Annotated in this window: 10 protein-coding genes; 3 read left to right on the plus strand and 7 right to left on the minus strand. The window is 75.2% G+C overall.

What is annotated here, in order from left to right:
• The first annotated feature begins 46 nt into the window (after positions 1-46).
• On the plus strand, positions 47-3754 hold the full coding sequence (locus ACFV1L_RS20065; protein WP_380367571.1) for a hypothetical protein: 3708 nt from the start codon (positions 47-49) through the stop codon (positions 3752-3754).
• On the opposite strand, the gene ACFV1L_RS20070 is transcribed toward ACFV1L_RS20065, so the two are convergent.
• The 7 genes from ACFV1L_RS20070 to ACFV1L_RS20100 all read right to left on the minus strand — a co-directional run bounded on the left by ACFV1L_RS20070 (position 3744) and on the right by ACFV1L_RS20100 (position 11070).
• A complete protein-coding gene (locus ACFV1L_RS20070) occupies positions 3744-4943 on the minus strand; it encodes a glycosyltransferase family 4 protein (protein WP_380367573.1) in 1200 nt (399 codons plus the stop codon). The genes ACFV1L_RS20065 and ACFV1L_RS20070 overlap by 11 nt on opposite strands.
• 2 nt (positions 4944-4945) lie before the next feature.
• The gene (locus ACFV1L_RS20075) at positions 4946-6142 is read right to left on the minus strand and encodes a polysaccharide ABC transporter ATP-binding protein (RefSeq protein ID WP_380367575.1); all 1197 of its coding nucleotides are present in this window, start codon (positions 6140-6142) and stop codon (positions 4946-4948) included.
• Positions 6132-7031 carry an ABC transporter permease gene (locus ACFV1L_RS20080; RefSeq protein ID WP_380367576.1) on the minus strand — a complete coding sequence of 300 codons (900 nt, stop codon included), beginning with the start codon at positions 7029-7031 and terminating at the stop codon, positions 6132-6134. The genes ACFV1L_RS20075 and ACFV1L_RS20080 overlap by 11 nt, the downstream gene beginning before the upstream one ends.
• A 223-nt stretch (positions 7032-7254) precedes the next feature.
• Positions 7255-8025, minus strand: a complete 771-nt coding sequence (locus ACFV1L_RS20085) for a DsbA family protein (protein ID WP_380367578.1) — start codon at positions 8023-8025, stop codon at positions 7255-7257.
• 333 nt (positions 8026-8358) lie between these two features.
• Complete coding sequence (locus ACFV1L_RS20090; RefSeq protein WP_380367580.1) at positions 8359-9060, minus strand: hypothetical protein; 702 nt, start codon at positions 9058-9060, stop codon at positions 8359-8361.
• Between the two features lie 145 nt (positions 9061-9205).
• Positions 9206-9727, minus strand: a complete 522-nt coding sequence (locus tag ACFV1L_RS20095; protein ID WP_380367582.1) for an SPFH domain-containing protein — start codon at positions 9725-9727, stop codon at positions 9206-9208.
• 248 nt (positions 9728-9975) lie between these two features.
• A complete protein-coding gene (locus tag ACFV1L_RS20100; protein WP_380367584.1) occupies positions 9976-11070 on the minus strand; it encodes a glycosyltransferase in 1095 nt (364 codons plus the stop codon).
• A gap of 347 nt (positions 11071-11417) precedes the next feature.
• Between ACFV1L_RS20100 and ACFV1L_RS20105 the strand changes: the two genes are divergently transcribed.
• Positions 11418-12551, plus strand: coding sequence for a glycosyltransferase family 4 protein (locus ACFV1L_RS20105; RefSeq protein WP_380367586.1), 1134 nt, complete (start codon positions 11418-11420; stop codon positions 12549-12551).
• Between the two features lie 320 nt (positions 12552-12871).
• Entirely contained in the window at positions 12872-14548 is a 1677-nt protein-coding gene (locus ACFV1L_RS20110) for a tyrosine-protein kinase family protein (protein WP_380367588.1), read from the plus strand.
• Positions 14549-14565 lie beyond the last annotated feature (17 nt).

The following is a 14565-nucleotide window of genomic DNA, read 5'->3' on the forward strand; positions in this document are numbered from 1 at the left end:
GCGCGCTGGGTACGATCGTCCCCCAGGGGGAAGAGAGGCCGGGCGGGTGGAGCAGGGGAACGCGGTCACGAACTCGGTCAGCGGATCGGCCGAGGTGGTGGTCCAGGCGGATCACATCGGGGCCGTGCACGTCCATCCGCCGCAGCAGTCGGGCGTTTCCGGTTCCGAACCTGCGGAGGAGTGGGCCCGGTTGGTGGCCGGGTCGGCGGTGTGGTCGCAGTTGCGGGCGGGGCACGAGCCCGGTCCGTGGCGGGAGCAGGCGGTCCGGGCGGCGGGGGAGCTGGCGGCGCTGCGGGACGGGTTGGCGGGGCCGCTCGCGGACGATCCCTGGCAGGACCCGGGGGTGGTGCGGCGTTTCGTGCGGGCGGTGGGCCGGTTGCTGGGTGAGCCGGGTTCCGCCGGGCTGTATCCGGCGGAGGCTGCGGTGCTGGTGCTGGTGCCGCTGCTGTACCGCGTGCGGTCGATGCAACTCGCCTGCTCGGGGCCGCCGTTGGGCCGGGACGGTGCGGAGCACCGGCTGCTCGCCGAGCGGGCCCGGACGGAGCCGGCGCTCGCGCGCTGGCTGTCCCACCGCCAGTTGGCCCGGCATGCCGATCTCGCGGAACCGTCCGCCGTCGACGCCCTGCTGCGGGGTCTGGCCGGGCCGCAGCTGCGGGCCGCGCTCACTCCGGTCGTCGTCCGGGCGGCGCTGGCCGGGTTGCGGCGCGGGCCGGGGGTGGCCAACCGGGAGTTCCTGCACGACCTGCCGGCCGAGGAGCGGGTCGACTGCGAGGGCGAACAGCTGCTGCGGGTGCGGCGGTTGGTGCTGCTTGCCGCGCTCGGGTACGCGCTGGCGATCGAGGTGACGGCGTTGCCGGAGATCGTTGCCGAGCACCTCGGAATCCCCGATCCGGTGTCGCTCCCGGAGCTGTGCCGGACGCTGGACGGTGCGCACTGGGGCGGCCCGCGCGACTTCCCGGTGCTGCGGGCCGAGTGCCACCACGAGGCGGTGGTCGCGGCGCTGCACGAATACACCGTTCGGGCCGACGAGTTGCTGCATGCGGTGCAGCGGGAGTACGGCCCCGGGCGGGTGTCGCTGCCGCTGCGGCTGTCCTCGGGAGACGTCACGCACGCGCCGGGGACGTTCGTCGGCGCGGCCCGCTTCCGGCTGGACGAGCGGCGGATGCGTTCGCTGCTGATGGGCGTGCAGCTGTACCGGGACCGGGACTTGGCAGTGCGTGAGCTGTACCAGAACGCGCTGGACGCCTGCCGCTACCGCCGGGCCCGCTCCGACTACCTGGTGCGGCGGGCGGGCGGCGGGTCGTCGCGCTACGAGGGCCGGATCGACTTCGAGCAGGGCGTGGACGAGAACGGCCGGGCGTACCTGGACTGCCGGGACAACGGTGTCGGCATGGGTGAGGCGGAGCTGCGCGGGGTGTTCTCGAAGGCGGGTGAACGCTTCGCCGAGCAGCAGGAGTTGCGCGAGGAGCGGGCGCAGTGGCGGACCGTGGACCCGCCGGTCGAGCTGTACCCGAACAGCCGTTTCGGGATCGGGGTGCTCAGCTACTTCATGCTGGCCGACCGGATCCGGGTCACCACCTGCCGGATGGGGCGGGACGGGGAGCTGGGCCCGGAGCTCGCGGTCACCATCCACGGACCGGGGCACCTGTTCCGGATCGCCCGGGTGCGCGAGCGGGGCGCGGAGCCGGGCACCACGGTGCGCCTGTACCTCGACACGGAGGTGCTGCCGCGCAACTGGTCCGCGGTCACCGCGCTCGAACGGGTGCTGGGGATCGCCGAGTTCGGGACGACCGCGACGTGGCGGGGCCGGCAGGTGCGTTGGGAGCCGGGCCGGCTCAGGCCCCGGCCGGGTACGCACCAGGAGCGGGGGCCGAGCGCGAAGGAGATCCTGGTGCCGTGGGCCGGGGCCCCGCCCGGTGTCCAGGTGGTCTGGTGCGAGCGCGGTGGCGGCCTGCTGGTCGACGGCCTGTGGGTGGAGGCCGCGGCTCCGTGGCAGGGCCCGGCCGGAGCCGGACCGGCTCCGCCGGTCGTGGTGAATCTGTTCGGCCCGCGGCTTCCGGAGCACCTGTCGGTCGACCGGCGGGAGGTGCTGGACGACCTGTCGGGGACGTTGCAGGAGCTGCTCGAAGCGGCGACGACGGCGCTGGCGGACGACGGGCAGGGGCTGGCCGATCATCCGTGGCTGCTCGACTGGGCGGGCCGCAGTCTGCGGATCGCGGATCTGCTCGCCGCTGCGGCTGCCCGCGGACGGGGCGAGCGCCCCTGGTCGCCGCCGGAGTACTCCTGCCGCCGGGGCGCCTATCCGGACGACCGCCGGATCTTCCCGTGGTTCCCGAAGGGCGGTCGGCCGCTCGCGCTGCCCGTCGACTCCGACGATCCGGTGCCCGAGCCGTGGCTGCTGTGGCGTGTGCTGGCCCACCGGCCGAACCCCACGCTGGAGGTGCTCGCCGGGCTGGTTCCGGAGTTGTCCGGGATCGGCCCGGTCCTTCCGGCGCTGCCCTCGGACCAGGTGCTGATCAATGCGCTCGGCTACCGGGGCGTCCGACCGCAGGGCACGGCGGAGCGGGCCGCCGCGCTGCGCGCCGCGCTCGGCGAGGCCGCGAAGCACCGGATCCCGCACCGTGAATCGGCGGACCGGATCCGGAAGTTGGGGCTTCCCGCGTGGTGGGGTCCGGGGCCGGCCACGGTGGACGAACTGGTGCGGGCCGGGGGCGGGCACGGCATGACCTCGGCGTCGGCGGCCCGGATGCTGCGGCTGTTCGGGATTGCGGTGCCCGATCCGGTCCTCGCGCTGGCCGCCGTCTACGAGGACCGGGACCACGCCGACCTGCTGCTCACCCGGGAGAGCTACCCGACGAGGTGGGAGCCGGGGCAGCCGGTGCCGCTCGGCCACCTCGCCGAGGCGAGCCTGCGCTCCGACCTGCCGCTGGCGACCGTGGCCGTGCGCCTGCGCTGTCTCGGGCTGTGGGTCGATCTGGAGCGGCTGCCCGACGAGGTGCCGCAGCACCTCGTGCCGCTGCTGCGGCGCGGCCCGGGTCCGGGGGCCGGCTGGCTGGACACGGCGGTGCCGGTACCGGCGAGCCACACGCTGTGGGCCGCCGTCACGGCCGGCCGGCCGGTCGGGGCGGTGGTGCGGCAGTTCGAGGAGCTCGGTCTCCGTTGTGCTCCGGTCGACGGCCTCGCCGTGGCCGATCTGCTGCCCCAGCTGTACTGGGCGGTGCGCCGGACGCGGAACGGCGACCCGATCCGGCCTCCCGGCTCCGTGCAGCGCCTCGTGGAGACCTGGGCGGACCTCGTTCCGGAGGTGCCGTCGCTGTCCGCCCTCGCCCGGTCCCCGGACCGGCAGGCGGTGTTCGAAGTCCTGGACGCGGTCCGCCGGAGCGGGTGGCCGCCCTCCGGCGCCGTCCCGTTCGCGGCGCTGTTCGCCGTCGCCAAGAAGCGCTGGACGTCCCCGTCCGGCCTGGCGCACCTGCTGGCCTCGCACGGTGTTCCGGTGTCCTGCACGGAGTTGCCGCCCGAGCTGCCCGAGCAGGTCGCGTCCTACCTGTGCGACGTGCAGACCCACCAGCCCGGGGTGGCCCTGGTCGACCTGCTCAGGACCGCCGAGTACGTCTCCTCGCCGCTGCCCCGGCTCGCGGACTGGCTGCGCCTGCTGGGGCACCGGGTGGGCGATCCCGCCGCGATGGTCCGGGAGGCGATCCCGCTGGTCCCGCCGGCGGACGGCGCCGGCGGGCGAGCGGGTGTCAGCGGGTGAGCAGGCGGCGGGCCGTGGGCTTCAGGTACTCGTAGCGGGTCATCTGTTCGAGGTCGCGGAGCCAGGCGGTGCGGCCGGGGGGTTGGCGGAGGAGTTCGCGGTAGATCTCCTCGAACGCGGTGGAGACGTGGTCGAGGGAGAACCGGCCGACCACCCAGTCGCGGCCCCAACGGCCCAGTTCGGCGCGGCGGTCGGGCGAGTCGGCGAGGGCGCGGATCTGCGCGGCGAGGGCCTTCGCGTCGGCGGGGCCGTCGCCGTGGCCGTACATGCAGCGGGAGGCGTGCGGTTCGACCAGGGGGCCGGGTTCGTGGATGGCGGTGTAGCCGTTCGCTCCGTGGACGATGACGGGTTTGCCGAAGGCGAGGCCGCGGAGGGCGGAGCCGCCCATGCCGAGGACCAGGTCGGCGGCCTGGTAGGCGGGGCGGGGGTCGGCGCGCTGGCCGGTCAGCACGACGGCTTCGCGGCCGAGTTCGGCGTTGAGGCGGGCGGCCTCGGCGCGCAGCGGCTCCTCGCTGGGCCCGCCGCCGACCACGGCGAGCACCAGGGAGGGGTCGTCGAGCAGGCGGAGGGCGGCCATGGTGCGGCGGACGCCGGCGTCCTTCTCCAGGCCGGAGACCAGGCGGGTGACGATGCACAGCAGCAACTGGCCGTCGGATGCTCCCACTTCGGCGCGGAAGGCGTCGCCGTCGACGGCGCCGGGCGCGTCCTCGACGGTGTTGACGGGGGGTTCGATCAGTCGCAGGTCGCGGTGGCCGAAGGCCCGGGCGTCGGGCATGAGGGCGCCGAGGCCGAGGACCAGGGGCTGGTGGCGGGGCATGCCGCGGAGCATCCGGATGCCGTAGAAGGTGGTGACGATCGGGAGGCGGCCCTGTCGGCCGGGGCCGAAGTAGGCGTTGCGGGCGGCGCGGACCTCCCAGGCGTGGACGAGTTGGGAGCCGTGTTCGTCGGCGAGGCGGCTGAGGCGGGCGCGGATGACGGCGTGCGGGGTGTCGGGGTCGCCGGCCACGACGAGGTCGAGGCCGTGCGAGGCGGCGAGTTCGACGAGCGGGGCGGGGCCGTCGATGCCCTGGGCGAACAGGACGGGCTGGTGGCCCCGGTCGCGCAGGGTCCGGGCGATGTCGACGGCGTTGAGCTGGGCGCCGCCGAGGGCCAGGTTGTTGAGGTGGACCAGGACGCGGACCGAACGCACGCTCACTCCTCCCACTGGTGCGGTACGAAGACGGGCGCGGCGAGTACGACCGCGCGCGGCGGGGTGTCCAGCATCGGGCCGAACACGTCGAACTGGCCGGCGGAGTGCCAGCTCATCAGGGTGCCGCCGTCGGTCTTGCCGATGGAGTAGACACCCGTCCACAGGGTGTAGCGGCCGCGGGGCAGCGGCAGCCGGGGGATGACGCAGGCGACCCGGTGGTCGCCGCCGGTCATCCGGATCTCGTGGCTGATCTGGAAGATCGGGCTGGAGGTGCCTTCGCTGACGCCGAGGTGCAGGGTGGCGTCGCCCCGGTAGTCGCCGCCGAGGGTGAGTTCGACGGTGACGGGTTCGTCGGTGTGCAGGGTGTCCTCACCGGTCTCGCCGCGCACCTCGTACGTGAGCAGCGACAGCGGTTCGCCGACCCGGGCGGTGGCCTCGGACTGGGCTTCGATGGAGTCCCGGTAGCCGGCGAGGGCGTCCTTGATGCCGGCGTCGACGCGGACGGTGCCCTGTTCGAGCCAGACGCCGCGCCGGCAGATGGACTGGACGGCGGGGAGGTCGTGGGAGACGAAGACGATGGTGGTGCCCTGTTCGGCGACTTCGCGCATCCGGTCGAGGCAGCGCTGCTGGAAGACGGCGTCGCCGACGGCGAGGACCTCGTCGACCAGGAGGACGTGGGGTTCCAGGTACGCGGCGACGGCGAAGCCGAGGCGCATCTGCATGCCGGACGAGTAGAACTTGACCTGCCGGTCGATGGCGCCGCCGAGCCGGGCGAACTCGACGATGTCGTCGAACCGTCCGGCGACCTCGCGGCGTTTGAGGCCGAGCAGCGCGCCGAACAGGTAAATGTTCTCGCGGCCCGTCAGGTCGGGGTGGATGCCGGCCCGGATCTCGATCAGGGCGCCGATCCGGCCGCGGACGTCGATGACGCCCGCGTAGGGGTACATGACGCGGGTGAGCATCTTCAACAGGGTCGACTTTCCGGACCCGTTGGAGCCGATCAGGCCGACGGACTCGCCGGGTTCGATGTGCAGGTTGATGTCGCGCAGGGCCCAGCGCCAGTCCTCGCCGCGGTCGCCGCGCAGGCGGCGGGCGGCCTGTTCGACGCGGTCGCGCAGCAGCATCCGCTGCTGGTCGGCGCGGAAGCGTTTCCAGACCTGCTCGGTGCGGATGGTGCCCAGCGGGTAGTCACGCGACATCGGCGATCCCCGTTTCCAGCTTCTTGAAGAACAGGTAGCCGCCGACCAGGAAGAGCAGGGAGCTGGCGGCCGCGATCAGGGTCGTCCGGGCGTCGGGCGCCTCGCCGTACAGCAGCGCCTTGCGGTAGCCCTCGATGACGGCGCCGAGCGGGTTGACGCCGACGTAGATCTCCTGCAGCCGGTGCGGGATCTCGGCCAGCGGGTAGGCGACGGGGGTGGCGAACACTCCCATCTGGGTGATGATCGGCAGCAGGTGGCGGACGTCGCGGAGGTAGACCACGGCGACCGAGAGGATCAGCGCGATGCCGTAGGTGAAGGCGAACTGGATCAGCAGCAGCGGCACCGCCCAGAGGAAGGTGGCGGCGGGCGCGGTCCAGAACACCAGGAACATCAGGCCGAGCACGCCGATGCCGATGGCCATGTCGACGGTGGCGACCAGCATGGTGGCCAGCGGGAAGACCTCGCGCGGGCAGTACACCTTGTTCAGCAGGCTGAGGTTGTTGGCCAGGCTGAGCGCGCCCTGGTTCATGGTGTTGCTGAAGAACTGCCAGACGATCAGGCCGACGTAGGCGAACAGCGTGTACGGGGCCGCGCCGGTCTCGATCTTGACGGCGCGGTGGAAGACCAGGGTGAAGATGGCGCACAGCGCGAGCGGGGTGAGCACCGCCCAGGCGAAGCCGAGGACGGCCTGCTTGTACCGGGCGCGCAGGTCGCGTTCGGCCAGGGCGCGCACCAACTCGCGTGCGGCCCACAGCTCGTGGGCGACCTGGAGGGGGCGCAGCCGGCGTTTGAAGACCAGTTCGGGCGGTGGCCCGGCCGGGATCGCGACGCCCGGTGGGGCCGGCCGGCCCCCGCGGTCGTCGATGACCTGTGCGCGCTGTCCCCCCACGGACTCCCGCCCTCTCCGGGCGCGGTGCGGCCGCGTCCGGTGCCTGTGTCGACTGTGTCGGTGCCGGGCGGCCGGTGCTGTCCGGCGGCCCGGGCGACCACCATGACACAGAGTGTGGGGACGGCGGGCGGGTTCCGTGAAGATTGCGCCAGCTCAGGCCGGTTGTCGACGGTTGCGGTCCGAACTTCCCGGACCAGCATGGGGGTTGGCGGGGGCGGGGCGGTCAGCGGGCGGGGTCGGCGGCGCGTTGTTCGGTGACCATCCGGTCGAGGGCGTCGGGCATCCGCTCGACGCCGCCGGCCCGGGTGGGATAGGTGCGGCCGGTGCCGTCGACGATCACGGTAGGCAGTTCGGTGACCCGGTTGTCGGCGAACAGCTTGGGCGCCTGGTCGACGGCCCGGTCGACCTCGGCGGAGTGGTAGGCGGTGCGGAACGCGGCGGCGTCCAGGCCCTGCGCGGCGGCCCAGTCGGCGGCGCCCTGTTCGGTGGTCAGGTCGAGGTGCTCCTCGCGGACGGCGTGGAACACGGCGGCCTGCCGGCGGTCGACCTCGCCGAGCCGGTCGAGCGTGTAGAACAGCCGGGCGTGGGCGCGCTGTTCGGCCTCGCCGGGGCTGCCGGGCCAGACCGCGGGGACGCGGCGCAGCGTCACGTCGCCCTGGTGCCGGGCGGCCCAGCCGGCGAGCGGGGCTTCCAGCGCCGCGGAGTGCGAGCAGTTGTACCAGAAGAACTCGACGGCCTCGTGCATGCGGGCGGCCTGCGGCCCGTCGGCCGGCCGGTGCGGTGCGGCGGGCGGGTTCTGGGCACCGGGCAGGTGCTGGGCGGGCAGCCCGGACGCCGGCTTGGCGGTCAGGTACTGACCGGGCGTCAGCAGCGGGCTCCCGGCGAGGCCGTGCGGCGCGGTCGGCAGCACGGGCGCGGCGGTGGCGGCGGCCGGGGCGGTGAGCAGGCCTCCGGCGACGGCGAGCAGGACGGTGGTTCGCAGCAGCGGCTTCACGGGGGCAGCGTCGCAGGCCGGACGGCCGGCGGGCCAGGCGATCGGGGCTGCGGGCGGCGGAATTCGCCGGATCGGAGCAGCGCCCTCGAACAGGCTTCGGAGGGCCGGTGCCTGGTGGTGCCTCAGGCCCAGGTGTCGCACGTACGCCCGCCTGTCTCGGGCCCACGCGGCGGCGGGACGGCGCGGCGACGGTTCGGCATGGCGTCAGCTCGGCGCGGCGCCAAGTCGTCGTGACGCCGGGTCGGCGCGGCGTCGGCGCGGCGCGGCGTCGGCGCGGCGTCGGCTCCCGGTGGGCGGGCCCGCGCCCCCGCACGCCCGCCCACCGGATCGCGGTCACTTGCCGAGATTGCGCAGCTGGGCCTTGGCGTCGGCCTCGGAGGCCTGCGGCACGCCGATCTGGACCTGGGCGGAGCCCTCTTCCTTCACCGGGCAGTACCGGGCGTCCTTGACCGGCATCGGGAGGGTGAGGACGCCCTCGTTGCGGACCAGCACCAGCAGCGAGCCGGTGGTGCAGGAGGCGTTGGGGGCGACCGGCGGCGAGGAGAGCCAGGTGACGGCCTGGTAGACCGGCACGTTGGGGTGCAGCACGGTGCCGTTGGCCTTGTCGGTGGCGAAGCTGCCGGTGCCGAGGACGCTGCTGGCGAGCTTCTCGAACTGCGCGGTGTGGTCGGTCTTCAGCTCGGGCTTGCCGTAGACGACGCAGTCCTTGGCGGTGGTGTTGGTGAGCTTGATGACGCCGGTGATCCGCGGGTCGCCGCTCCTGTCGACGGTGAGTTCGGCCTTGACGTCGCTCTCCTTCTCGGAGCCGCCGCAGGCCGGGGTGTCGGCGGCGGGCTTGCCTCCGGTGGTGCCGCCGGGTGCGGCGGAGCCGCCGCCGGTGGCGCCGGTGGAGGCAGCGGCCGACGGGGCGGCGGCGGGGGTGCTCGCGGAGCCGGCGGCAGGTGCGGCGGAGCTGGAGCCGTCGGGGTCACAGGCCGTCAGGGCGAGGACGGAGCAGGCCAGGGCGGCGAGGACGGCGGGCTTGCGGAGGTTCATCGGATGCTCCTGCGGGGGCGGGTTCTGCGCCCGCCGAGCGGCGGGCATGCGTCACCACGCGTCCGGTTGGCGGACGGTTCCTGGGGTTTCCGTCCGGTACGGCGCTGTGACAGACCGGTTGCCGGCCCGCAGGGGCGAACTCCGTTCAGTGCACCGTCGGTTCGGGTGCCGACGGTCCGGCGGCTGTGACACTCCGCACCTCGACCCGGTCCAGTTCGACGCCCCAGCCGGCCGCGGCGGGCCCGATCTCGCGCAGCAGGGCGAGCCTCAGTTCCCCGCGGGCGGTGGCGAGTTCCTCGAAGGTGCGCTGTTCGGCCTCGGTGCGCAGGGTCACCAGCGCGAGCTGGCGGATCGCCTCGCGGTGGTCGCGGACGACGGTCGCCACCACCGCCGGGTCCGCCACGTGGAACGTCAACTCGCCCTGGACGTCGACCCGTCGACCGTCCCGGGCGGCTCCGGTGAACGACACCCCGAGGATGGTCTCCGCCAGGTCGACGCACTCCAGCCGGTCGACGAACGGCACCAGCGCCACCAGCCCGGGCGGCAGCGTGCGGTCCCGCAGCCGGCCCAGCCGGAACACCAGTCCGCGCCGGCCCGGCCCCACCCGCTTCACGCTCGCCGCTGCCAGCAGCAGGACCACGATCCCCGCCACGACCAGCCCTGCCATCGCCGCCTCCCCCGCCTCCGGTGTGCACCCAGTATGGGCGGAGGCACCGCCGACCGCCGCCCGTTGCAGGCGTTTTCGGAAACGCCACCGCCAAGGCCACCGCCGCCCTGCCGCGCCCTCGCCCGCCGCCCTGCCGCGCCCGCTCCCGCACGGGCCGGCCGGCCGAGCCCACCGCCCGCCGGAGCGGCCCCGCCCGGCGGGCGCGGCCGCATCGGCCTCCCCGGCAGCAGGCTCCCGGTTCCGGGCCGTCAGGTCCCGGTCTTCGTGGGCCGGGTGTCGCCGGCGACTTGGCGCAGGAGGTGCTGCCAGTGGGTGGTGACGGTGTCGAGGTCGAAGTGGGTGAGGGCGCGGGTGCGGGCGGCCGTGCCGTAGGCGGTGCGGTCGGCGGTGAGGAGGGTGCGCAGGGCGTCGGCGCTGGCGGACGGGTCGTCAGGGGGCGTGAGCAGGCCGGTCTCGCCGTGGCGGACGACGTCGGAGACCCAGCCGACGTCGGTGGCGACGGCGGGCAGCGCGGCGAGGGCGGCTTCGATCAGGACGCCGGGGACCCCTTCGGAGTCGCTGGTGAGCAGCAGCAGGTCGGCGGCCCGGTAGAGCGGCGCGGGATCGGCGAGCGGGCCGAGCAGGTGGAGGCGGGGGCCGGCGCGTTCCGCGAGCTGCTCCCGGAGCGGGCCTTCGCCGGCGAGGGCGAGCCGGACGTCGCCGGGGAGCAGGGCGTGGGCGGCGAGGGCCACGTCGGGGCGCTTCTCCGGGCTGAGTGCGCCGATCCAGGCGATCAGCGGTCCGTCGGCGGGCAGTCCGAGGGCCGCGCGGGCGGCGGCCTTCCCGGCGGGGCCCTCGGGGGGCGGGAAGCGTTCTGCGGCCCGGGCGTTGGGCAGCACGTGGAGGCGGCGTGGGGGCAGCCGGAATCGGGTGAGGAGCAGCTCGGCGGCGTGCGGGGAGATCGCGGCGACGGCGGCGGCCCGGTGCAGGAGCGCGCCGACCCGCAGCCGCCGGGCGGGGGTCGACGTCCAGTGGCGCGGGTCGCCGATGTTGACGTAGACGAACGGGGTGCGGGCCGCGAGCAGTCCGAGCGCGCACGCCTGCAGGGTCGAGGAGCCGTGCGCCACGACCACGTCGGCCCGGGCCGCGGCCCGCCGCAGCGCCCGCAGCGTGGCCGGGTGGTGCCGCGACGGCCCCAACACCCGTACGGCGCCGCCCGGTTGGGCGTCCGGGTGCGGATGGAGCGCGACCAGTTCGGAGCCCTGGCCCCGCCGCACCAGTTCGGCGTGCAGGTCCCGGGCCGTCCGCTGCGCGCCCCGGGCCCGCGGGTCGGTGATCACGTGCAGTACCCGTGGCTCGGCCATGGCCCCGACCCTACCGAGCCGCGGCTCCTGCCGGGCTCCGCTTTCCCCGACCGCGAGCCCGACGTGGGTCGCCCCGGCCCCTCGCCTCGTCGCTCCGGCGTCGGGGTGTCCGGCGCGCGCCGCCCTGCGCCCCGGCCGCCGCCGGCCGGTGCCGCCGCGCCCGGCGCTGTCGCGGCACCGACGTGGGCGACTCGCGCCGGCCGGCATGCTCACCACCCGCGCGGCCGGCCGCCGCCGGCCGATCGCCGTCACCGGTCGGGTTTCCTCCGGTTTCGCGGACGCGGGCCCGGTCCGGCTGGGATGCTGAGCGCCGGTCAGGGGGTGGCCTGGGCAAGGGGGTTGCTGCGGTGCGCGTGGTGTACGTGATCGACAGTGTGAGCCGGGTGGGCGGCGCCGAGCAGGGCCTGGTGGCGATGGCGCCGCTGCTGGTGCGGGCGGGCGTCGAGCTGCAGGTGGCGTTCCTGAAGGAGTCCCCGGGCGGTTTCCAGGCCGAGCTGCGGGCCGCGGGCGCGGAGCCGGTGCCGGTGCTGCGCGGCTCGCGCCCGGCCCGGCTGGCGGCGCTGCGCGCGGAGTTCCGCCGCCGCCGGCCGGACCTGGTGCACACCACCCTGTTCGAGTCGGACGTGCTGGGCCGCCCGGCGGCGCTCGCCGCCGGGGTGCCGGTGGTGTCCAGCCTGGTCAACTCGGCGTACGGGCCGGAGCACCGGAGGGCCCGCGGCCTCAGCCCGTGGAAGGTGCGGGCCGCGCAGACCGTGGACGCGCTGACCGCGCAGGGCGTGCGGCGATTCCACGCGCTGACCGACCACGTCGCGGACGCGATGGCGGCCCGCCTGCACGTGCCGCGCCGCCGGATCGACGTGGTGCCGCGCGGCCGCGACCCGCAGCTGCTCGGGTCGGTGACCCCGCAGCGGCGGGCGGCGGTGCGGGCCGGCCTGGGCCTCGCCGAGGACGTGCCGGTGGTGCTGGCGGCGGCCCGGCAGCAGTACCAGAAGGGTCTGGACGTGCTGCTGGCCGCCTGGCCGGCGGTGCGCGCGGCGCGGCCGGACGCGGTGCTGCTGCTCGCGGGCAGCCCGGGCGGCGAGACGGCCCGGCTGGAGGAACTGGCCGCCCGGGCGGGGGGCGTGCGCTTCCTCGGGCCGCGCGACGACGTGTTCGACCTGATGGCGGCGGCCGACGTGTGTGCGGTGCCGTCGCGCTGGGAGGGGCTGGGCAGCGCGGCGATGGAGGCGATGGGCGTCGGCGTGCCGCTGGTGTGCGCGGACGTCCCGGCGCTGCGCGAGACGGTCGGGTCGGAGGACTACGCGCTGCTGGTGCCCCCGCAGCGTCCGCAGGAGCTGGCCGGGGCGCTGCTGCGGACCCTGGACGGGCCGGGCGAGGCGCTGGTGCGCGCGAAGGCCGCCCGGGCGCGTTTCCTGACCAGGTACACGCTGCAGCAGGTGTCCGCGCGGATGGTCGCGTTCTACGAGCGCGCACTGGCCTGACGCCGGGCGGGCGGTTCGTCCGCCGACCGACCGCGGCCGTCCGGCGGCGTGTGATCGGATCGTGTGCGCGCGTCCGGAATCCGTCCACGGCTCGGTACCGGAATCGCCAAAGTGCTTGCGCCGCAGGTCCGGGCCGGGAAGCATCGGTGGCCGGGGGAATGGTCTGGGGGGACCGTCCAGTCTGTTGTGGCCGCAGCCGTGGAGCACCGTGCGGAGTTGTCGCTCGGCGCCGCTTCCGGGGGGATTCGAGGCCGTGCCGGCGCACGCCGTCCGTCGGGCGGCGGGCGTGGGCGTGGGGACGAGGCGAGGGGAACCAACCGGTGGAACCGGCAAATCTGTTCACCGTTCTGCGGCGGTACTGGCGGCTGCTGGCCGGCTGTACCGCCGCCGCACTGGTCGTGGGGTTCGTCCTGACGCCGGCCGGCGACGCGGTCGACAACGGCAAGTGGCAGTGCAAGGTGGCGATCACGCCGGTCGCGGGCGCTGCGGACACCGTCCGCGCCGACCAGGTGCTGTCCTACGCGCAGGGCTCGGCGGTGACCACGGCCGCCGCGCAGAAGCTGCACATCACGGACGTCGCGGGCCTGTCGGCGCGCCGCACGGTGGCGGCCGCCTCCACCCAGATGCTGGTGTTCACCACCACCGGCCCGACCCAGCAGTCCTGCGCGGACCTGGCGGCGGCGCTGTCGGAGGCCACCATCACCGGGTACAGCCAGGAGTCGAAGAAGAGCGCCGACGAGTCGATCAAGCGGCTGCGCGCGCAGGCCGACTCCCAGCAGCAGCAACTCGACGACCTGCAGAAGCAGTTCAGCCGGGCGGGCGCGACCGATCAGGCCAAGCTCCAGCCGCAGCTGTCCACCGCGACGGCGGCGCTGACCAAGACCCTCGGCGCCATCGCCGACCTGCAGAACTACAGCCAGACCGACGCGATCCAGCAGTGGGGGTCGATCGACACCAAGGAGGCCGGCGGCAACCTGCTGACCTCGCCCACCCGCACCGTCCGGCTGGCGCTGGCGGTGGTGCTGGGCCTGGCGCTGGGCGTGGTCGCCGCGCTGATGCTGTCCCGGATGGACACCCGGCTGCGCACCCGCGACGGCGTCGAGGAGGCGTTCAACCTGCCGGTGATCGGCGAGATCCCGCGCCTGTCGCGGCGGCTGCGCCGGCTGCGCGAGCCGCTGGTGACGGCCCGTCCGGAGGACCCGGCGACCGAGGCGTACCGCTCGCTGCGCTCCACCCTGCTGCTGACCGGCCCGCGGTCGCTGTCGGCGCGGCTCGGCCAGGGCGGCCTGGACCCGGACGACCGGCGGGCCCGGCGGGCGGCCGAGCCGGCGCCGGTGGTGCTGGTGATGTCGGGACGGTCCGGCGACGGGCGGACCACCACGGTGGCGAACCTGGCGGCGACCCTCGCCGAGACGGGCCGTCAGGTCCTGCTGCTGGACTGCGACTTCCGCCAGCCGGACCTGCGCGGGCAGTTCGGGGTGGGCGACGGCCCGGGCATGGCGGAGCTGCTGTCGGGCGAGCAGTTGCCGGACCCGGTGGACCTGATCCGCCGTACCGGCGTGCCGGGCGTCGCGCTGATCACCGGCGGCAACACCACGGCCTACCCGGCGGCGCTGGTGCTGCGCGCCGGGGAGGTGCTGACGCTGGCCCGCCGGCACGCGGACGTGGTGCTGATCGACTCCTCGCCGCTGCTGCACGCCAACGACGCCTACGACCTGGTGCAGCACGCCGACGCGGTGCTGGTGACGGTGATGGCGGGCAACGTCCGCCCGGAGGAGGCCGACCGGGTGTCCGAGCTGCTGGCCCGCACCGGGGTGCCGGTGGCGGGCGTGGCGCTGCTGGGCGCGGAGGGCACCACGGGGCGGCGCAAGCGCATCCTGCGGCCGGGCCGCGCGGCGGCGAAGGGCGCACCGGCCGCACCGCCGGCCCCGTCCGCGCCGTCGCGGACGGGGCCGCGCCGGTGGCGGTTACAAATAACCCTGACCCCCAGAGATTAAAGCAACTCGTATTTCTG

Origin of the sequence: Kitasatospora sp. NPDC059646, assembly GCF_042734615.1 — a bacterium.
Classification (GTDB): Bacteria; Actinomycetota; Actinomycetes; order Streptomycetales; family Streptomycetaceae; genus Kitasatospora.

What these genes read in the sequence shown, in the direction of transcription:
- ACFV1L_RS20075 (WP_380367575.1), bottom strand. Translation starts at nt 6,142, where the DNA reads ATGTCGCGTGACTACCCGCTGGGCACCATCCGCACCGAGCAGGTCTGG.
- ACFV1L_RS20095 (WP_380367582.1), bottom strand. Translation starts at nt 9,727, where the DNA reads ATGGCAGGGCTGGTCGTGGCGGGGATCGTGGTCCTGCTGCTGGCAGCG.
- ACFV1L_RS20090 (WP_380367580.1), bottom strand. Translation starts at nt 9,060, where the DNA reads ATGAACCTCCGCAAGCCCGCCGTCCTCGCCGCCCTGGCCTGCTCCGTC.
- ACFV1L_RS20100 (WP_380367584.1), bottom strand. Translation starts at nt 11,070, where the DNA reads ATGGCCGAGCCACGGGTACTGCACGTGATCACCGACCCGCGGGCCCGG.